We start from the raw sequence: 19,772 nt of genomic DNA, 5'->3' as shown, positions 1-19,772 counted from the left end.
TGCCGGTTCCCTAGTTCCAAGGTGGTCCAATGCATGCTCAGGAACGCCCACTCAATCGATTCAATTCAATTGATAGGTTTGAAGAGAAGGCTCACAAAAGGCTCAATATCCAATGTAGATGGCTGTTGGGCCAAAGGTGAGTTGAACCCATCGGCAAAGTGAACGTCGGGCGATCATTCCAACCTCTGCTCTTAACCTTGTTCTGCACGAACTCCGTTCGCAATCTGCAGCATCTGATCTGCGGGTAGGTAACCGCGCAGCATTTCAGTGCCCAGAACAAATGAAGGCGTTCCAGAGATTCGTAGTTTTTGTGCCAGCGCGCGGGTTTTGGCGATCTCCTCGGTGACTTCTTCACTGTCCATCGCCGCGATGATCGCGTCGCTGTCCAGTCCCAGCCCGTCAGAGATGCGGCGCAGTGTGACTTCGGACGGCTCACCGCTAAAGGCCAGGAGGGCATCATGAACCTGTTTGTATGCATCATCTCCCGCCACCTGTTTGGTCGCGATGGCAAAGCGGGATGACACGACCGAGGCATCGCCCAAAATTGGCAATTCCTTAATAACCAGACGGATATTGCCGTCCTGGGCCAGCAGGGTCGCCACTTCGGGCATGGCGCGCCGGCAATAGCCGCAGCGATAGTCCATGAACTCAACCAGAGTTATGTCGCCGTCTGGGTTGCCACCCACCCAGCTATAACCATCGTTGAACAGGTCTTCCGCATTGGCAGCGACGAGTTCTTTGTCGGCATTCGCCTCGGCTGCGGCGTTGCGCTCTTCAAGGATGTTGATCGCCTCGATGATCACCTCCGGATTTGCCAGCAGATATTCGCGCACCTGCGCGCCAAACTCGGCTCTCTCTGCGTCGCTCATGGCGTTCAGGTCGAGCGCCTGCGCGGGGCTAGTGATCAGGGAAAGACCCAATAGGGCCGGTGCAGCATGTCTCAGGATCATTTCCGTTTCCTTCTTTTGTTCTTTTTCAGGCGCTCCGAGGCAATCAGCACATCCTGCGCCCTTTGCCAACCCGGAGAGCCTTCGGGGAGTTGTGCAACCGCGCGTTTAGCATGGATGCCTGCATCAGCAAGACGACCCTGCAGCGCATATCGCTCTGCGGTCACAGCAGACGCCATTCCATTGTTGCCCACCTGCGAATAGGCTAAGCCAAGATCACGCATCAATCGGGCGTTTCGGTAATCTCTTGCCCTTGCTTTTTCAAGAACTTGCAGGGCTTTCTTGGTTTGCCCATCCGCCAGCAATGCGCGCCCGTAACCGGCCAGAATCAGAGAATTGTTCGGCGCCATATCGACCGCATCGCCATAGGCCTCAACGGCCTCGTTCAAGCGCCTGTTCTCAAGCAGGATCTGACCTTTCAATTCATAGTAAAACGGGTCATCGGGACGAACCTCCAGCGCGCTGTCAATCGCGGCGCGGGCACGGGCAAGATCGCGGTTCTGGTGATGTGCCGAGGCTTCGCGCATCAATCGAATATCGCGATCTGTTTCTTCTGCAGCACGGCGAAGAGTCCAGGATGGCGACCGCAAAAACGCAGATAGCTTTCCTTTGATGCGGGCAAACCAGTAATTCGCGTTTGGGTTCTTTTCGGCTTTGTCTCCAAACTGATCCAAAAACGTCTCAGCCGCCCGCAATCGTTCCCGGCTGGTCGGGTGTGAACGCATGTAAGGGTCCTGCCTGAATTCACTTAGCAGTTCCTGACCGGCAAACTTGCGGTGCAGATCGACCATCCCGCGTGGCGAGATCCCGGCCCAACGCAGATAGCTGGCGGCGCTGCGATCGGCTGAGGCTTCTTCTGCCCGTGTATGCCCCAAAAAGCTGCGTAGTGCCGAGGCCTGGGTACCGGCGGCAATGCCAGCTGCAGCCTCGCCGCCACCAGCAGCGGCGGCTGCCAATGCCAGCAGCGTGCCAAGCTGAGCGTTGCGTTGCGCCGCTCGCAGGTTTTCCGAACGGCGCGCAAGATGCCCGTTGGCGATATGGGCGGCTTCATGCGCGATCACCGCCTGCAACATTTCGGGGGTTTCGACAGTCAGGATCAGACCGTAATTCAGGTAAATGGTGTTGTAATCGATAACGAAGGCATTGAATACGCTATCATTTACGACCAGAATCCTGACCCTGTTGGTGTTCAGGCCGGCCGCGCGCAGGATCGGAAAGGCCAGTTCTCTCAGGCCGTGTTCTATGTCAGGATCGCGGATCAGGCTTTGTGCGCTGGCCTGAGTGACACCGGCCAGCCATGTCACTGCGATCAGCAACACGGCCGGGATTGACGCCAGCCGGGATACGCGTTCAAAAGCCATGGCTGCAACATGGGAGATGGCCATGAGAAACTCAACCCGTTCCGGGGTCGATCCCTTCATCGTGATGGACGTGATGGAGGCTGCGCGCAAGGCGGAAGAGGCCGGGCGGCATGTCATTCATATGGAGGTTGGCCAACCGGGAACCGGGGCACCCAAAGGCGCGACTGAAGCATTGGCCAAGGCCATGGAACAAGGGCCGTTGGGGTACACTGTGGCTTTGGGTTTGCCCGCGCTCAGGCGGCGGATCGCGCGGTTGTATGGCGAGTGGTATGACGTTGATCTCAACCCCGAACGGGTGGTGATCACGCCGGGGTCGTCCGGCGGATTCCTACTGACCTTCACGGCACTGTTCGACAGTGGCGATCGGGTAGGGATCGGGGCACCCGGGTATCCGTCCTATCGGCAAATCCTCAAGGCGCTGGGGTTGATTCCGGTTGATCTGCCGACCGCGTCGGAAAACCGCCTGCAGCCGGTGCCCGCGGATTTCACAGGGCTCGATCTGCAGGGTTTGATGGTTGCTTCACCTGCGAACCCCACTGGTACGATGCTGGACCATGCCGCGATGCAGTCGCTGATCGAAGCGGCGCACAGGCAGGGGGCTTCATTCATCAGTGATGAGATTTATCACGGGCTGGAATACGAAGCCAACGCCGTCACCGCGCTGGAACTGACGGATGAGTGCTATGTGATCAACTCGTTCTCCAAGTATTTCTCGATGACCGGCTGGCGTGTTGGCTGGATGGTTGTGCCCGAAGATCAGGTGCGCGTGGTCGAGCGGATTGCCCAAAACATGTTCATTTGTGCGCCACATGCGAGCCAGGTGGCGGCATTGGCGGCGATGGATTGCGAAGATGAGCTGCAGGCCAATCTGGATGTTTACCGCCGTAATCGCCTGTTGATGCTGGATGGGTTACCCAAGGCCGGGTTTACCAATATCGCGCCGCCGGATGGGGCGTTTTACGTCTATGCAGATGTCTCGGATTTGACGCAGGATAGCCGATCCTTTGCCGCCGAGATTCTGGACAAGGCCGGGGTTGCCGTGACGCCGGGGTTGGACTTCGATCCGGTGCGCGGGCACACTACGCTGCGGTTTTCCTATGCGCGGTCGACCGAGGACATTCAGGATGGGCTGGATCGGCTGCAGCGTTTTATGGCCGAGCGGGGCGCGATCCCGCAAACGGCCTAAGGCGTTCACAAAGGCGGGGTTATACGATAGGCTCTGCCTCAAACGATCTCGGGAAAACTTGAGGCCATGAGCAGGATTTTCTACGCACTCGCCCTGATCTGGGCGCTGACCGGTGCCGCTGTCGCGCAGGATTTCAGCGCCCTTGCACGTGCCCTTCCGGACGAAAGTCGCATCGTCGATGAAGGCAATACCGGGGTGCGGGTCGAACTTGGTTTAAGTCAGGGCGTGCCATACCGTGTATTCACGCTGCGTGATCCCTACCGGATGGTGCTGGATTTTCAGGAAGTTGACTGGTCTGGTCTGAACCGCGAGTCATTCCTGCAAAGCGACCGCATCAGCAGTGTCCAATACGGGGCGTATGTTCCCGGTTGGTCGCGTCTGGTGTTGGAACTTGGGGCTCCGTTGGCGGTGGAAACCGCTGAGCTGCGGGTTGATCAGGCAACGGGCGCGGCACATTTGTCGCTGCACTTGAAAGGGACCGACTTCGACAGTTTCGCAGCCACCGCCGGTGCCCCCCGGCAACCGGGGTGGGACCTGCCGGAGCCTGCGGTGACATCGACGGTGCCCGCGCGCGGAGGTGAACAAGCAGTGCGAGTCATGCTGGATCCTGGACATGGCGGCATTGATCCCGGGGCAGAGGTAGCTGATACCAATGAGAAAACGCTGATGTTGGTCTTCGCGCGTGAACTGCGTGAGGCGCTGCTGCGAGCAGGTGGTTTCGAAGTGGTGATGACACGCGTCGATGATCAGTTTGTTTCGCTGGAACGGCGCATTGCGCTGGCGCATCGGGCCGGGGCGGATGTATTTATTTCGCTGCATGCGGATTCGCTGGCCGAAGGGCTGGCGCGTGGGGCGGTGGTTTACACGCTGTCAGAAGAGGCCTCGGATGTGGCCAGCCAGAAGCTGGCCGAACGGCATGACCGAGGCGATTTGATTGCCGGTATCGATCTGAGCGGAGCCGACGATCAGGTTGCTGATGTGCTGCTGGATTTGGCCCGGCAAGAGACCAAACCGCGCAGCAAAGCGCTGGCCCGCTCGTTGGTCGATGGTATGGCGCAGCAGGGAGGCCCGATGAATCGCAGACCCCTGCGGTCTGCGTCATTTTCGGTATTGAAGGCTGCGGATATCCCTTCGGTTCTGGTCGAGCTGGGGTTCTTGTCCAGCCCGCGCGATTTCAAGAACATCTCTGATCCGGACTGGCGCGCTTCGATGGCGCAAGGCCTTGTGCAGGGACTTGAGAACTGGCGTCAGGACGATTTGGTGAAACGATCGCTGATCGGTCAATAACGTAGCGGCGCAAAACGGCCATTGTAGCCTTTCGTGTTTTGACCCTGCGGGGGGGCGGCACTATATAGGCGTCACCGCGAGTAAAAGGCAGTAACGTGATCCGGTTCATTCTTTCGTTTTTCGGGGCGATTTTCAGCCTCGTGACCTTGGGTATTTTTATGGCCGCGCTGGTCGTTGGCGCGGTGTTCTGGATGTATGGGCGCGACCTGCCCAGTCATGAATCACTGGCGCAATACAAGCCGCCGACCATCAGCCGGATTTACTCGGGCGAAGGACAGCTGATCGACGAATTTGCACAGGAACGCCGTCTGTTCACGCCGTCCGAGGAAATCCCCGATCTGGTGAAACAGGCGTTTATCTCTGCGGAAGACAAGAATTTCTATACCCATCAGGGCTATGACCCGCGCGGTATCATTGCTGCCGGGGTCGAGGCCGTGCGCACCAAGGGCGAAACCGTACGTGGTGCGTCAACGATCACGCAGCAGGTGATGAAGAACTTCCTGCTGTCCGGCGATCGCCGGGCCGAGCGCAAGATCAAGGAAATCATCCTCGCCACTCGGCTTGAGGATACGCTGGACAAGGAACAGATCCTCGAACTCTATATGAACGAGATATTTCTGGGCCAGAACTCCTATGGCGTGACCGCCGCGGCGCAGACTTACTTCAACAAGACCCTGCAAGAGCTGGCACCACACGAAGCGGCGATGCTGGCCGCTATGCCCAAAGCGCCGTCCGACTACCATCCGGTTCGTCAGAAGGAACGCCTGCTCAACCGCCGCAACTATGTGCTGCGCGAAATGCAGCAGAACGGGTATATTGATCAGGCGACCTATGAGACCGAGGTCGAGATGCCCCTGCGCTCGGTCCAAAACGGTGACTTTGAAAGCTTCCGTACTGCATTGCCACCCCGTGATTACTTCACTGACGAAATCCGCCGCCAGCTGAGTGAGGATTTTGGTGAAGGTGAGTTCTTCACTGGCGGCTTTACCGTCCGGGCGTCGGTTGATGAAGAAATGCAGGTCGAAGCGGCGAAAGCCCTGCGCACGGCGCTGCAGAAATACGACCGCTCGCGCGGGAAATGGCGTGGTACGGGTGAGGTGATCCCTGAAGAGAAGCTGGCAGATGAAGCTAAGTGGCGCGAGGCGCTGGCGATCATGGAAATCCCCCGCGACGTGGTGCTGCCGACGCAATGGTATCCGGCCGTTGTTCTGAACGTGGCCGACCAATCCCTGACCGTCGGGATCGAAGATGGCCCAGCAGATGGCACCGTCCCCCGCGAAGATATCAAGTGGATGCAGGGTGATTTCGCAGCCAATTTCAAACGCGGCGATGTCATTCTGGTAATGGCCGGCGAAGAGGGGCAGTGGTCTGCCCGTCAGGTGCCAGAAGTGCAGGGCGGCTTTGTCGCGATGGACGTGAATTCGGGCCGTGTTCTCGCGATGCAGGGTGGGTTTTCTTATCAGGACACGGTGTTCAACCGCGCCACGCAAGCGCAGCGGCAGCCTGGGTCCAGCTTCAAACCCTTCGTTTATGCAGCCGCACTGGATAGCGGATATAGCCCAGCCACAATCGTTGTGGATGCGCCGATCGAGGTGAATACACCGCAGGGCCTTTGGCGTCCCAAGAACTCGACCAACAAGTTCTATGGTCCGACGCCGTTGCGCACCGGGATCGAGATGTCGCGGAACTTGATGACCATCCGCTTGGCGCAAGAGGTCACCATGCCCGTTGTTGCGGGGTATGCCGAACGGTTCGGCGTTTATGACCGTATGGGCGCATTCCTTGCGAACTCGCTGGGGTCCGAAGAAACCACGCTTTATAAAATGGTTGCTGCCTATGCGATGTTCGCCAATGGCGGTGAGCGGGTTGAGCCGACTCTGGTTGACCGTATTCAGGACCGGTTCGGCAAGACCATCTATCGCCATGACGATCGCCAGTGTGTGGATTGTAACTCCAGCTGGCTTGAGCCCGATGAATCGCCCACGATCCTGACCGATCGCAGTCAGGTCATGGATGCCATCACCGCCTATCAGCTGACTTCAATGATGAAAGGCGTGGTGGATCGCGGCACCGCGTCGCGTGTCGTGAACCTGCCCGTGCCCACGGCGGGCAAGACCGGCACTACGAACGAATCCAAGGATGCGTGGTTTATCGGTTTCACCTCAAACATCGTGGCAGGTTGCTACATCGGTTATGACCGCCCGCGTCCGATGGGCCGGGGGGCCTATGGCGGCACGCTGTGTGGCCCTGTGTTCCAGAGCTTCATGGAAAAGGCCGTCGAGAAATACGGCGGAGGCCCCTTTGAAGTGCCTCCGGGCGGCCATTTCATCAAGATCGACCGGTTCAGCGGCGCGCGCCTACCTGAAGATGCCAGCGGAGAATACGTGGTCGCCGAGTATTTCCGTGATGGCGTCGACGGCTTCATCGACCGCATCTATGATGGTGGCTTTGCTATGGGCTCGGATTTGCCGTTGTTTGAAGAGGCCAGCTCGGGCCGTCAGGTAACCACCTCGACGGGTGATACGATCACGGTCGGCCCCAATGCTAGCCAAGGTGAACTGCAGGGCGGTGGGCTTTACTGATCCGCTATATCTAAGAAAAGGTGGAGCAGATCGGCCTCACGGTCGGTCTCGACCGAACCATGTGAGCGCCAGAAAATTGAAAGTGCGCACTTTGCAGCAGCCCATTTTGCCAGTCGGTCTTCGCTCACAAGCAGCGCATCGGCGTAGAGCTTTAGACATCTTTTGATCTGGCTGCGCTGCTGCACTAGAGAGGGCATGCCTTTGGGATGGCGCAGGGCATTCGCCAGCTCGAACGCGGATCACCCAAATACCCTTTTGCGTCTATCACGCGTGGCCCGGTTGCAGTCTGAATAACATTGTCGGGATGCAGGTCACCATGCAATGCGACTGTCTGAACCTGGGTGTCCAACAGGCGACGCGCCAGACTGATCGCTCTCTTCATGTTGCACTGTAATGCTGCGGTGCAGTCCGGCAAAAATCGGCAGGAGAATAGGGGCTCAAAGACATCACTGAGCGGCTTCAACCCTTTGGGTGATTTGATCGGCATGTGATGTAGGCCTCGCGCTGTATCAGCCAGACTGGCAAGGGCTATGCCTGGCTGACCAGTACGCGCAATATCGCCGAGAGACGGCCCCTCCAACCACTCCATCAGCACGGCATTTTGCGCTTCCGACAGTATTTGAACAGCACCGCGATTCTCCCAATGCTTCAGCAGCGTAGTACCTGCCGCCTCATTGCCCCGATCCGTGCGATGGTAAAGTTTCAGCGCCGCGCTTCCATTGGCTGTTTGAACCTTCCAAACCTGTGCATGGCCGGTATCTGCGACGTAAGACAGGTTATGCAGCACCCAATTGTTCGCTAACTTTTCCACTGCGCTCTGCATTACGATCCTGCCCGTCTTGTGGTGACCTGCACCTCTTGCTATCACGCAACCCTGATTGAGCAAGTTGGGACCTGACCATGCGCGCCGAAACCCAGAATATCGTGGCGGAAATCGAAAAGTCGCTGGAGCTGCTGGCGCAGCGTATGGACTATGAAACCGCTCCGCACAGGCTAGAGGAATTCAACGCGCGTGTTGAAGATCCGAACCTGTGGGACAATCCTGAAAACGCGCAAAAACTGATGCGCGAACGGCAGATGCTGGTCGACGCAATCGAGACCTACGAATCCATCAAAACCGATCTCAGCGATAATATCGAACTGATCGAATTGGGCGAGATGGAAGAGGACGAAGAGGTTGTCACCGACGCTGAGAACGCCATCAAAAGCCTGCAGACCAAAGCCGCCAAGAAAGAGCTTGAGGCGCTGCTGGATGGCGAAGCCGACGGCAATGACACGTTCCTTGAGATCAACTCGGGTGCGGGCGGCACGGAAAGCTGCGACTGGGCGTCGATGCTGGCGCGGATGTACGTGCGTTGGGCCGAGAAAAAGGGCTATACGGTTGAACTACAATCCGAGACGGCGGGGGAAGAGGCGGGGATCAAATCCGCCGCTTACAAGATCACCGGCCACAACGCCTATGGCTGGTTGAAATCGGAAAGCGGCGTGCACCGGCTGGTGCGCATTTCGCCTTTCGACTCAGCAGCAAAGCGTCATACCTCGTTCAGTTCGGTCTGGGTTTATCCGGTGGTGGACGACAATATCGAGATCGAGGTCAATCCTTCGGACATCCGCATCGATACATACCGGTCCTCGGGCGCAGGCGGTCAGCACGTGAACACCACGGACTCGGCGGTACGTATCACACACATCCCGACCGGGATTGTTGTGACGAGTTCCGAGAAATCGCAGCATCAGAACCGCGATATCGCCATGAAGGCACTGAAATCGCGGCTGTATCAGCAGGAGCTGGATCGCCGGAATGCTGATATCAACGCAGCGCATGAGGCTAAAGGTGATGCGGGTTGGGGCAACCAAATTCGGTCCTATGTGCTGCAGCCCTATCAGATGGTTAAAGATCTGCGAACCAACCATGAAACGTCGGATACCAAGGGCGTACTGGACGGCGACCTTGATGAGTTCATGGCAGCGACGCTAGCGCTGAATGTCTCGGGTAAAAGCCGGTCCGAGGCGCAAGGCGAAGGCTAGTTGCGAAAGCACCTGACCTCTGCTGCAAACCTGATCAAAGGCCACTGGCAATTGATCATCATTGTTGCGTTGGTGTTTGTGTTCTGGAACACGATGCTGGTGCTTCCATTGAAAATCCTGGTTGTTTTTCTGCATGAGCTTTCGCACGTCCTTGCTATCGTTCTGACCGGAGGATCGGTCGATAGCTTTTCGGTCTCACCGCAACAGGGTGGTCTGGTGGTCGGCCGAGGCGGCAACCGGTTTATCAGCCTTTCAGCCGGATATCTGGGCTCATTGATGCTTGGGATGGGGCTGCTGATGATCGCTTTACGCACGAATGCCGATCGGATGGCGCTTGGTCTCTTTGGTGGCGTCATGCTGGTGGTCACTCTGCTGTATATCCGTGACCCGTTTGCCATGGCGTTCTGTGCGGGCAGCGGCGTGGTGATGGTGGCGATCGCCTGGTACCTGAGCCGCAATCTGTGCGATCTGATTTTGCGAGTCATTGGATTGACCAGCATGATCTACGTGCCCTTTGATATCTTCGATGACACCCTCCGGCGCTCGGGTTTGCGTTCAGACGCGTACATGCTGGCCGACGAGTTCGGTGGAACGACAATGATGTGGGGTGGGCTGTGGCTGACCATCAGTCTAGTCATGATCATCTTTGGCCTGAGGAACATGCTTGGCCGCGATAGCAATGTTCGGATCGACGTCAGGATCAAGTGAGCATAACCTTTGCTCACATCCAAAAAAGATACATCTAAACAGTGGCTTTAAATGGTCCGACCACGTCGTTAGGCTGATCGGGAACAGGCAAAGGGCCAACCCACATGGATCTGAACAGAGCCTCTGCAAAGGACATTCTCGATAGCTTGTCCAACCGTCAGCTTTCAGCAGTTGAGTTGATGCGCGCGACACTGGATCGGATCGCTGAGGTGAATGGCCCGGTGAACGCGATTGTCGCGCTCCGAGAGGAAGACGCTTTGATGGAAGAGGCGCGGGCGGCGGATGCGGCCCTCACGCGTGGTTCGCTGCACGGGCTACCGATCGCGGTGAAAGACCTGGTGAATGTGGCGGGGATCGCCTTGACCCAGGGTTCGCCATTGTTCAAGGATCATGTCCCACAAACTGACGATCTGTTGGCCGCCCGGTTGCGCGCAGCTGGAGCGATCCTGATCGGTAAGACCAATACGCCGGAATTCGGACTTGGCTCGCACACGTTCAACCCCGTCTATGGTGCAACCCGCAACCCGTACGATACGGCAAAATCTTGTGGCGGCTCGTCTGGTGGCGCGGCTGTGGCGTTGGCGACGGGCATGCTGTCGCTGGCCGACGGGTCCGACATGATGGGCAGCTTGCGCAACCCTGCGGCATGGAACAACGTCTATGGGTTCAGGCCTACTTGGGGGCGGGTTCCGTCCGAACCTGCGGGCGACAGCTATCTGCACCAGCTTTCAACATTGGGACCGATGGCGCGCAGCCCGGAAGATATCGGGCTTTTGCTCGACGTGATGTCTGGCCCAGACCCAAGAATGCCCCTGAGCGCCGAGGTTGCGGCAGTGTCCCCCATTCAGGCGGCCGATCTGACAGGAATGCGTATCGGCTGGATGGGTGACTGGGGCGGGGCGTTTCCATATGAGCCAGGCATACTTGAGCTTTGCAGAGATGCGTTGCGGGTTTTCGAAGGAAACGGCGCGCGGGTTGAGGCGCTGGAACCACCCTTTGATGCGGACCTGATCTGGGACAGCTGGATCACATTGCGCTCGTGGAGCGTGGCAACTGGGCTTGAGCCTCTGGCTCGGGATAAAGCCGTACTCAAAGATACAGCGCAATGGGAGTTGGAGCGTGGGCTGTCTTTCAGCGCAATGGATGTGCACCGCGCCAGTGTTATTCGATCAGACTGGCACAGACGCGCGGCAGAGATATTTGCTGATTATGACGCTCTGGTATTGCCAGCTGCGCAGGTCTGGCCATTTGAGATCGAAACACCATACCCAACCAAAATCGAAGGGCAGGGGATGGATACCTACCATCGCTGGATGCAAGTTGTGACGCCAGTCAGCCTGCTGGGTCTGCCCTGTTTGGGAGCTCCAGCCGGGTTTGGGGCCAATGGGTTGCCGATGGGGCTGCAACTATTTGGCCCACGTGGATCGGATGCGAAAATCTTGTCGATGGGCGCCGCTTATCACGCAGAAACGCACTGGCCACAGAAACGACCCGCCATGTAGAAAGAAACGCCTGGGAGGAGCAAACAGGAATGAATAAACCCTTTGGTGTGCCGACGTTGAAACCGGTCGATACTGCGATGCTGAAACAAGCGCTGTGTCGCGCCTGGCAAGATTTTCGCTGCGCGCCGCTATACGGGCTTCTTTTTGCTGGTTTTTATGTCTTGGCCGGATGGCTCATGGCCTGGGTTACACTAAAGACCGGTACATCATTCTGGCTGGTTCTGGCCGCAATCGGATTTCCTTTGATCGGGCCATTCGCCGCCGTAGGGCTATACGAGGTGTCGCACCGATTGGAGCAGGGCGAACCGTTGAACTCTGCTGCGATATTCGGCGTCGTCGTTCAGCAAAGCCGCAGGCAACTGCCGTCTATTTGCGCGATCATAGTGGTGATTTTTCTGTTCTGGTTCTTTCTGGGTCACATGATCTTTGCCCTGTTCATGGGTCTGTCGACGATGACCAACATCTCGACTTCGTTTGAAGTCTTTCTGACCCCTAATGGTTTGGGCATGTTAGCTTTGGGCACATTGGTCGGTGCCGTGTTTGCGATCATTTTGTACATGATCACGGTACTATCGATACCAATGTTGCTGGATCGCGAACTAGATTTCGTGACAGCGATGATCTCAAGCTTTGGTTACGTCAAGGCGAACATGAAAGTGATGCTGGGGTGGGGAGGATTCATCGCGATTGTCACATTTCTCGCGATGGTGCCCTGGTTCTTGGGCCTGTTTCTGGTCCTGCCGTTGCTTGGACACGCAAGCTGGCATCTTTATCGTTTGATCTCAGATGGTGGAACATCAGAAACTACTGAACCTGAGAGTGCCTGAGCGCGCAATCTCAGGTCAGAGTGCCCTAGCGCGGGTGCGCTGAGCGCTTTGCTTTGCGCGCCAATTTCAACGCAGCAGACAGGTCATGTCCCAAGTGCCGTAGCTCAACCCGTTGGGTGCTCTGGCCTAGCTCGGATCCTTCTGCCAGCCGATAGACATAGCCCAACAATCGGGTGCCGTTCTCTTCGCTCGTCTCAGACAGAACCATCATTCGACGATCTTGCGCGCCTTTTCGTGAAATCAACGCGCAGATCTTTCCATCTGCATAAGACACGATACCCCGAACCTCACGCGTGGCGGGTCTCTCGGATAGCGGGGAACAGGGGTCATAACCACGTAGCAGGGTGCAATTGAAGATCTCACGCACATGGTACAGCCGGTGATGGGGCTGGCTCGCGGCTGTCTGGTCACGCTCAATGGCTTGGTAAAAGCCGGTCGCAAACGTCGTATCGACGTTAGCCGAGAGGTAACGATCGATGACATTTACCGCCGGATGCGGTGCGTTGGGCTCGATTTCATCCAGTGGTTTTAGAAGGATACGCGCATCGACATCAAAAAACTGACAAATCCTGTCCAAGATATCCGGGCGCGGAAAGCTCTCACCGGCCAGATATCGGTTGAACTGCGTTCGATTGATTCCCAGTTGGCGGCATAGCTCAGACACCGATGGGAATCTTTGTGCAAGCTGCCGAAGGTTCGCGCCAAACATTCTACGTAATTTTGCAGGGCTGCGATTGCTGTCAGTCACGTCAATTCCACGGTTCTGCTTGAGATTCGAAGTAACAAGAAGACGTCAACACAGTGGCTGCACGTCAGTCAGAAATCGTAAAAATGACAAAAGGGGGCGCCGGATGAGGTCCCGCTACGCAGGTCAGGCTAACGTTACGTCATGCAAAATCAATAGTGATTCAGCTTTTTTGCATGATCTTTTACATACTATTGTTCATGAATTGCGCGGAATGCGGACTAATTTCGGATTATTGTTTAAACTTATTGCGTGGCCGGGTCCTCGGCTGGGCAAGCACAGCCGAGGATGGTGCCAAAATGTCAGTCTCCACGCAGCAGGGCAGCAACACCGGTCCGGGCGATTTCGATTAGCCCTAGAGGGCGCATCAGGTCAGCAAACGCATCGATCTTGTCTGGCGCGCCGGTGATTTCAAAAATGAATGAATTCAGCGTGCTATCGACCACATTGGCGCGGAAAATATCGGCCAGACGCAACGCCTCGACCCGTTTGTCTCCTTCGCCGACAACCTTGATGATCGCCAGCTCGCGCTCGACCGAGGCGCCTTCAACGGTCAGATCATGGACATCGCGAACCGAGACGATGCGTCCGAGCTGCGCCTTGATCTGTTCGATGACCTGCGGGGTGCCGGTGGTGACAATCGTGATCCGGCTCAGGTGGCCTGTATGATCCACCTCGGCGACCGTGAGGCTTTCGATGTTATAGCCACGGCCCGAGAAAAGTCCGATCACCCGCGCCAGAACGCCTGGTTCGTTTTCAACCAGAACAGCAATTGTATGCTGTTCCTGAACGTCCGAGAAAGTTGGGCGTAGGTTGTAAGCAGAATGGCGAGTTGCGCCTTTTTTGATTTGTAGGGCAGACATTTACGTCCCTTTCATCATCTTTCGATGGCCGGGCACCGAAGCGCCCGACAAAATTCGTCGAATTTTGTTAAACCAGTACCGAGCCTTTGCTATCGATTACGCCCTGCGTTTCGGCCTCGCCCAGCAGCATTTCGTTATGGGCTTTGCCTGATGGGATCATCGGGAAGCAGTTTTCGTGCTTTTCGACCACGCAGTCAAAGATCACAGGGCCGTCATAGTTGATCATCTCCATGATCGCGTCGTCCAGATCTGCTGGGTCGGAACACAGGATACCCTTGGCACCAAAGGCGTCGGCGAGTTTGACGAAATCAGGCAGTGCTTCGGACCAGCTGTGCGAATAGCGTTCGCCATGCAGCAGCTCCTGCCATTGGCGCACCATGCCAAGGCGTTCATTGTTCAGGATAAACTGCTTCACCGGCAAGCGGTACTGTGCTGCGGTGCCCATTTCCTGCATGTTCATCAACCACGACGCTTCACCTGCCACGTTGATGACCAGCGCATCGGGATGTGCCATCTGCACACCGATCGAGGCGGGGAAACCATAGCCCATTGTGCCCAGACCACCCGATGTCATCCAGCGGTTTGGATCTTCAAAGCCGAGATACTGAGCCGCCCACATCTGGTGTTGTCCAACCTCAGTCGTGACGTATCGATCGTGGTTCTTTGTCAGCTCTTCAAGCCGTTGCAGCGCGTATTGCGGCTTGATGGTTTTCTCGCTGTTGGTGAAGGCAAGGCAGTTAACTTTGCGCCACTCGTTGATCTGTTCCTGCCACTGTTTGATATTGGCGGCATCTGTTTTGCGACCGCGTGCCTTCCAGACTTTCAGAATGTCCTCAAGCACATGGGCAACATCGCCAACGATTGGGATGTCCACACGGATAACCTTATTGATCGAGGATGGGTCGATATCCACATGAGCCTTGGTCGAATTTGGCGAGAACGCATCGATACGGCCGGTGATACGGTCGTCAAAGCGCGCGCCGATATTGATCATCAGATCGCAATCATGCATCGCCATGTTGGCCTCGTAGAGCCCATGCATCCCCAGCATACCGATCCAGTTTTCACCCGAGGCCGGATAAGCCCCAAGCCCCATCAGGGTCGAGGTGATCGGGAAGCCGGTTGCGTCCACAAGCTCGCGCAACAGCTGGCTGGCTGCAGGGCCCGAATTGATGACACCGCCGCCAGTGTAGAAGACCGGTTTCTTCGCGGTCTCAATTGCCGCAACCAGTTCGGTGATTTCTTCCAGATCGCCCTTCAATACTGGCTGATAGTGGGAGGTTGACGGTTTTGGCGTCGTGTATTCACCCGAGGCAAACTGAACGTCCTTCGGAATGTCGACCAGCACGGGGCCGGGACGACCCGCGGTTGCCACGTGGAAGGCTTCATGCATTGTTGCCGCCAGCGAGTCCGTATCCTTCACCAGCCAGTTGTGCTTGGTGCAGGGGCGGGTGATGCCTACGGTGTCCGCTTCCTGAAAGGCATCAGAGCCAATCATGAAGGTCGGAACCTGACCGGTCAGAACAACTATCGGAATCGAATCCAGCAACGCATCGGTCAGGCCGGTCACCGCATTTGTCGCACCGGGACCGGATGTGACCAAGGCAACGCCCGGCTTGCCGGTTGAGCGGGCATAGCCTTCAGCGGCATGTACTGCACCCTGCTCATGCCGTACCAGAATGTGGCGAATGTCGTTTTGCAGAAAAATCTCATCATAGATCGGTAGGACGGCGCCACCGGGGTATCCGAAAACTGTGTCCACGCCCTGATCCTTGAGGGCCTGAACTACCATCTTTGCGCCGGTCATCTCACGTGTCATCTGCTTTGCTCCGTTCGCGACATGTGTCTTGCGTGTTGCCAAAAAAAAGCCCCCGAGATTTTCGGAGGCGCATGGGTTCGATTATGGTTTACCGTTACCGGCCCATGCGCGTGTTTCCTACGATTACGACTAGCGCTTTCATCGCCAGAGGCTCCTTCTTTGCGTGCAGGGACATTATGTTTGAGGGGAAGGGGCGTCAACAGGCAAATACAAAAATATTGTAAGTCAGTGTTCATATTTTTTGTTACTTTATTGCGCAAAATGACGCAGCTCGAGAAACATCCGTGAAATTAGGGTGAAATTTTGAGTGCATGACCTTGCGTGAGGCTGGTCTGATTGCGTCAGGTCCATGTCTGAAACAGACCAGAGCAACCCCCGATGCTGAGGCAGGCTGATGAAAACAGCACTACATCGGGAGGTCAGACATGTTGCACGATCTTGTAGATTTAGGGCGATATCCGATCGATCGGCCTGACTCCTATGGATATAGGCAGTTGATCGCGGACCTGCGGCGGGATCTGGATGCTGATGGATGTGCAGTCCTGCCGTCCTTTGTGCATGAAGAGGGATTGGAAAGACTGATTGCCGAGGCCGACGAGGTCGCTCCCAAGGCGCATCGGTCATTCAATCGCACGAACGCCTATTTCACTCAGGACGACCCGAGCTTTGGTATCGGGCATCCGATCCGACGGTTTTTCGACCGGTCCAATGCCTTTGTGCCAGCGGATAATTTTTTAGCCACAAGCCCGCTGCGACGTATTTATGAGTATGAAGGTTTTATGCCCTTCATCCGCGAGGCGCTGAACGAGCCAGAGGATCGGTTCTTTAGATATGACGATCCGTTGGCGGACGTGATCATCAATGTAGTCGAGAAGGGGGGCGGCTTTCCGTGGCACTTCGACACCAATAATTACACTGTTACGCTGGCAATTCAGAACGGCGAAGCGGGCGGCGCGTTCGAATACGCACCCAATCTGCGGACCAGTGAAGACGAAAATTTCAAAGGCGTCGCTGCGATTTTAGATGGCAGCAGGAGGGGTGTGCACCAACTGGAACTGCAACCAGGAGACCTGCAGATTTTCAAAGGGCGTTATGCCTTGCACCGGGTTGCTCCGGTCGAAGGTGATCGCAAACGCTATGTCGGAATTTTTTCATTTGTAGAAACCGAAGGGATGTGCGGCGGGGTTGAGCGTACACGGCAACTTTATGGTCGGGTTTTGCCCCATCATTACGCGCGTGCTGGGCTTCGGGATGACGAATTGCTGGATTGAGTTAAGCGAGAGGCTAGACTGGCCACTATATTATCTGCGGAGAATCCATTAATGTCGCAAATACTGCAACTCACACCATTTGTTCTTTGTTCGTCTTTGGACGCGCAGATTGAGTTTTATTGCAAGAAGCTGCGATTTACCTGCAATTTCAGGCAGGAGAACTATGCGTTTCTAAGGTTGGATCAAGTTGCCATTCGTTTATTGGAATGCCCGCCGCGATCGGATGGTAAACCATTGGGTGATAACCAATCCTTCTATATTGATGTCGACGGAATTGATGAGCTTTATGAAGAGATGAAAGGGCGGCTGGCCGATTTGCCAGAAGGCCGCGTGCGCCCGCCTTTCGATCAGCCCTATCAACAGCGCGAATTTCATGTGATCGACGAAGATGGAACGCTGATCTTCTTTGGTCAGGACATTCGCCCCAGGTAACCGGGCAAAGCTCCCGCCCGTTATCAACGCGCCATTCGGCGCGCCTTTTCCGGTTGGGTCGGGCAGCGCGTATCGCGCTGCGGTCAGAGCCCCGGGCTGGTGCCCTGCAGAACGCCGTGTTCCAGCGCATAGCGGGTCAGACCGGCAGTCGAAGAGATCCCCAGTTTACGTTTGATATTCTTACGGTGGGTTTCGACCGTGCGGACAGAAATATCCAGAGACTGCGCAACTTCTTTGTTAGATTTACCCTGCGCGAGCTCCAGCAAGATGGTCTGTTCGCGCCCGGTTAGCGCTTCACGCGTGTCACCCTCTTTCGGTTCCAAAGAACCTCTGGCACCGGTGCAGAGATAGCGCTCGCCACGCATCACCGCGTCGATAGCTTGCTTGATTTCTTCGGTCGGAACGTCCTTGAGGATATAGCCCTTGGCTCCGTGACTGAGCGCCGTCGAGATATATTCGGGACTGTCGTGCATTGATAGGATCAGAATGCGGGTTTCAGGAAGGCGTTCCAAGATAATCTCAGTGGCGTTGAGCCCGCTGAGGCCGGGCATGTTGAGATCCATCAGGATCACGTCTGGTTCGAGCTGGGTCGCCTGATCAACCGCCTCTTGCCCGTTTGAGAGCGTGCCAACCACGTCTATTTCATCAAAACTTTCCAGTAGTGACTGAATGCCTTCGGCGACCATGGGATGATCGTCGACTATTAGTACACGTGTGGTCGTGTCGGACATCAGAGACCGGCCTTTCGTTTTGGCGTTGGATCTTCCTGCGGCGGCAGCATATGGCTGAGTGGCAGGCTGACTTCAATCACAGTGCCGCTTTGTCCGCCGCGAGAGGAGAGGATACGCAGGCTGCCGTCGAGCTGCTCAATCCGCTCTTGCATGTTGCGCAATCCGATCCCGGCGCTGACTTGACCGGGTTCGCTACGCAATCCTCGGCCATTGTCGGTGATCCGCATCGTGGCGCCTTTCTTATGACCCCGCAGATCTATGGTAACACGGGTCGCGCCCGAGTGGCGCTCGATATTGGTCAGGGCTTCCTGTGCAATCCTATAAAGGGCGATCTTGCTGTCCTGATCCAGCCGGTTACGGAACACGACTGTCGAAAACTCGGTCTCGATCCCGGTGCGTTCGCTGAAGTCGTCTGTTAGTGCTTTTAGGGCAGGCCCAAGACCCAGATCGTCCAGAACGCCGGGGCGCAGATCGCGGCTAATACGGCGGACTTCGGTGATGGCGGTGGCCAGATTATCGATACCTGTTTGCAGCGGAGCTTGGGCGGCTGCGTCGTCTCCGCGGCCCAACCGTCGACGGGCATTGTCCAGCGCATAACGGACGCCGACCAGTATTTGGCTGATGCCATCGTGCAATTCACGGGCAACGCGCCCGCGCTCTTCCTCTTGGGTATCAAGCACGCGCTGGGTTAGTTCCTTGAGTTTGGCGTCGGCCAACCTGCGTTCGCGAAAATTCAGCAACATTCCGGATGCAAAGACGATCAGTACGGCTGCAAGAACGATACCCCCGATATAAAGGAATGTGCGCTGCACGCGCGCCTCGACCTCGGCGCGGGCGTTGGCCACGGTGGCGACGATATCGTCGATGAAAACGCCGGTGCCGACGACCCAGCGCCAATCCTGCAACCCAACCACGTAGGCGATCATCTGCGCCTCTTCCCCGGTTGAAGGTTTTTGCCACATAAAGCTGTGCCATCCTGCGCCTTGGCGGGCGAGGCTTATGAACTCATCCACAATGGGCGTGCCATCACTATCCGTTAGGCCAACCCAGTTGCGGTTGATAAACTCGGTCTGGCGCGGGCTGACCAGGTTGTTGCCGTCATAATCGTAAACGAAGAAGAATCCGTCCTTGCCGTAGATCATCGCCGACAGGATTTGCGTTACCAGGTTCTTTGCCACCTCGTCATCGGGCGAGGCGCGGCCGTAGATATAGGCAAACCCGTTGCGCGCTTGCGTGACGTAGTTGCGCAGCTCGTCCTTCTTGGCTTCGATCAGGCGGCGTTCAAGCGCTTGTATCTCGCTTTCAGCGGTTGCGCGGGATTCATATGCGACCACCAAGGCGATCGCTGCCACCGCCGCAATCAGTGGGATTGCAGCGACAAGCGACAATTTCTGCGCGTAAGTCAGCGAGATGAGATTTCGGAAACCTCTCATGGTCGAATCGATACGCAAGCCGCAGCGAAATTGCAAAAAGATTGGTTGAT

General features: G+C 56.5%; 17 protein-coding genes. 9 read left to right on the top strand and 8 right to left on the bottom strand.

Annotated features, from left to right (window positions below; genetic code table 11):
• Positions 1 to 191: 191 nt before the first annotated feature.
• Both ACR0MQ_RS19975 and ACR0MQ_RS19970 read right to left on the bottom strand, forming a co-directional pair.
• Positions 192 to 950, bottom strand: coding sequence for a DsbA family protein (locus tag ACR0MQ_RS19975; RefSeq protein ID WP_170773239.1), 759 nt, complete (start codon positions 948 to 950; stop codon positions 192 to 194).
• Entirely contained in the window at positions 947 to 2,332 is a 1,386-nt protein-coding gene (locus ACR0MQ_RS19970) for a M48 family metalloprotease (protein ID WP_480610316.1), read from the bottom strand. The genes ACR0MQ_RS19975 and ACR0MQ_RS19970 overlap by 4 nt, the downstream gene beginning before the upstream one ends.
• Here ACR0MQ_RS19970 and ACR0MQ_RS19965 point away from each other — a divergent pair.
• The 3 genes from ACR0MQ_RS19965 (at position 2,331) to ACR0MQ_RS19955 (ending at position 7,363) form a co-directional block, all read left to right on the top strand.
• Positions 2,331 to 3,494 (top strand): pyridoxal phosphate-dependent aminotransferase, encoded by a 1,164-nt coding sequence (locus tag ACR0MQ_RS19965; protein WP_480610314.1) that lies wholly within the window; start codon positions 2,331 to 2,333, stop codon positions 3,492 to 3,494. The genes ACR0MQ_RS19970 and ACR0MQ_RS19965 overlap by 2 nt on opposite strands.
• Positions 3,495 to 3,560: 66 nt before the next feature.
• The gene (locus tag ACR0MQ_RS19960) at positions 3,561 to 4,781 is read left to right on the top strand and encodes an N-acetylmuramoyl-L-alanine amidase (RefSeq protein WP_480610312.1); all 1,221 of its coding nucleotides are present in this window, start codon (positions 3,561 to 3,563) and stop codon (positions 4,779 to 4,781) included.
• A gap of 95 nt (positions 4,782 to 4,876) precedes the next feature.
• Positions 4,877 to 7,363, top strand: a complete 2,487-nt coding sequence (locus ACR0MQ_RS19955; protein ID WP_170773248.1) for a PBP1A family penicillin-binding protein — start codon at positions 4,877 to 4,879, stop codon at positions 7,361 to 7,363.
• Positions 7,364 to 7,547: 184 nt separating this feature from the next.
• Here the strand turns inward: ACR0MQ_RS19955 and ACR0MQ_RS19950 are convergent, their stop codons facing one another.
• The gene (locus ACR0MQ_RS19950; protein ID WP_170773253.1) at positions 7,548 to 8,174 is read right to left on the bottom strand and encodes an aminoglycoside phosphotransferase family protein; all 627 of its coding nucleotides are present in this window, start codon (positions 8,172 to 8,174) and stop codon (positions 7,548 to 7,550) included.
• An 89-nt stretch (positions 8,175 to 8,263) separates the two neighbouring features.
• On the opposite strand from ACR0MQ_RS19950, the gene prfB reads away from it, so the two are divergent.
• The 4 genes from prfB (at position 8,264) to ACR0MQ_RS19930 (ending at position 12,428) form a co-directional block, all read left to right on the top strand.
• The gene (gene prfB / locus ACR0MQ_RS19945; RefSeq protein ID WP_010442151.1) at positions 8,264 to 9,391 is read left to right on the top strand and encodes a peptide chain release factor 2; all 1,128 of its coding nucleotides are present in this window, start codon (positions 8,264 to 8,266) and stop codon (positions 9,389 to 9,391) included.
• Complete coding sequence (locus ACR0MQ_RS19940) at positions 9,392 to 10,099, top strand: M50 family metallopeptidase (RefSeq protein ID WP_480610309.1); 708 nt, start codon at positions 9,392 to 9,394, stop codon at positions 10,097 to 10,099.
• A 104-nt stretch (positions 10,100 to 10,203) separates the two neighbouring features.
• The gene (locus ACR0MQ_RS19935) at positions 10,204 to 11,601 is read left to right on the top strand and encodes an amidase (protein WP_480610307.1); all 1,398 of its coding nucleotides are present in this window, start codon (positions 10,204 to 10,206) and stop codon (positions 11,599 to 11,601) included.
• Positions 11,602 to 11,630: 29 nt separating this feature from the next.
• Positions 11,631 to 12,428, top strand: a complete 798-nt coding sequence (locus ACR0MQ_RS19930; protein WP_480610305.1) for a DUF2189 domain-containing protein — start codon at positions 11,631 to 11,633, stop codon at positions 12,426 to 12,428.
• A gap of 25 nt (positions 12,429 to 12,453) precedes the next feature.
• On the opposite strand, the gene ACR0MQ_RS19925 is transcribed toward ACR0MQ_RS19930, so the two are convergent.
• The 3 genes from ACR0MQ_RS19925 to ACR0MQ_RS19915 form a co-directional block, all read right to left on the bottom strand.
• Positions 12,454 to 13,137, bottom strand: coding sequence for a helix-turn-helix domain-containing protein (locus tag ACR0MQ_RS19925; RefSeq protein WP_480610351.1), 684 nt, complete (start codon positions 13,135 to 13,137; stop codon positions 12,454 to 12,456).
• Between the two features lie 338 nt (positions 13,138 to 13,475).
• Positions 13,476 to 14,036 (bottom strand): acetolactate synthase small subunit, encoded by a 561-nt coding sequence (gene ilvN / locus ACR0MQ_RS19920; protein WP_010442156.1) that lies wholly within the window; start codon positions 14,034 to 14,036, stop codon positions 13,476 to 13,478.
• 67 nt (positions 14,037 to 14,103) lie between these two features.
• Positions 14,104 to 15,855: an acetolactate synthase 3 large subunit gene (locus tag ACR0MQ_RS19915; RefSeq protein WP_480610302.1), complete on the bottom strand. Its 1,752-nt coding sequence runs from the start codon at positions 15,853 to 15,855 to the stop codon at positions 14,104 to 14,106.
• Positions 15,856 to 16,280: 425 nt separating this feature from the next.
• On the opposite strand from ACR0MQ_RS19915, the gene ACR0MQ_RS19910 reads away from it, so the two are divergent.
• Entirely contained in the window at positions 16,281 to 17,126 is an 846-nt protein-coding gene (locus ACR0MQ_RS19910) for a HalD/BesD family halogenase (protein WP_170773262.1), read from the top strand.
• A gap of 51 nt (positions 17,127 to 17,177) precedes the next feature.
• Positions 17,178 to 17,558, top strand: coding sequence for a bleomycin resistance protein (locus ACR0MQ_RS19905; RefSeq protein WP_170773264.1), 381 nt, complete (start codon positions 17,178 to 17,180; stop codon positions 17,556 to 17,558).
• 83 nt (positions 17,559 to 17,641) lie between these two features.
• Here the strand turns inward: ACR0MQ_RS19905 and ACR0MQ_RS19900 are convergent, their stop codons facing one another.
• On the bottom strand, positions 17,642 to 18,289 hold the full coding sequence (locus tag ACR0MQ_RS19900) for a response regulator transcription factor (protein ID WP_010442161.1): 648 nt from the start codon (positions 18,287 to 18,289) through the stop codon (positions 17,642 to 17,644).
• Complete coding sequence (locus ACR0MQ_RS19895) at positions 18,289 to 19,722, bottom strand: cache domain-containing protein (RefSeq protein ID WP_029622026.1); 1,434 nt, start codon at positions 19,720 to 19,722, stop codon at positions 18,289 to 18,291. The genes ACR0MQ_RS19900 and ACR0MQ_RS19895 overlap by 1 nt, the downstream gene beginning before the upstream one ends.
• Between the last annotated feature and the right edge of the window lie 50 nt (positions 19,723 to 19,772).

The organism is Ruegeria sp. AN6, assembly GCF_056540425.1.
Note: the sequence above shows the minus strand (reverse complement) of the source record. Positions and strands in the feature narration are given on the sequence as shown.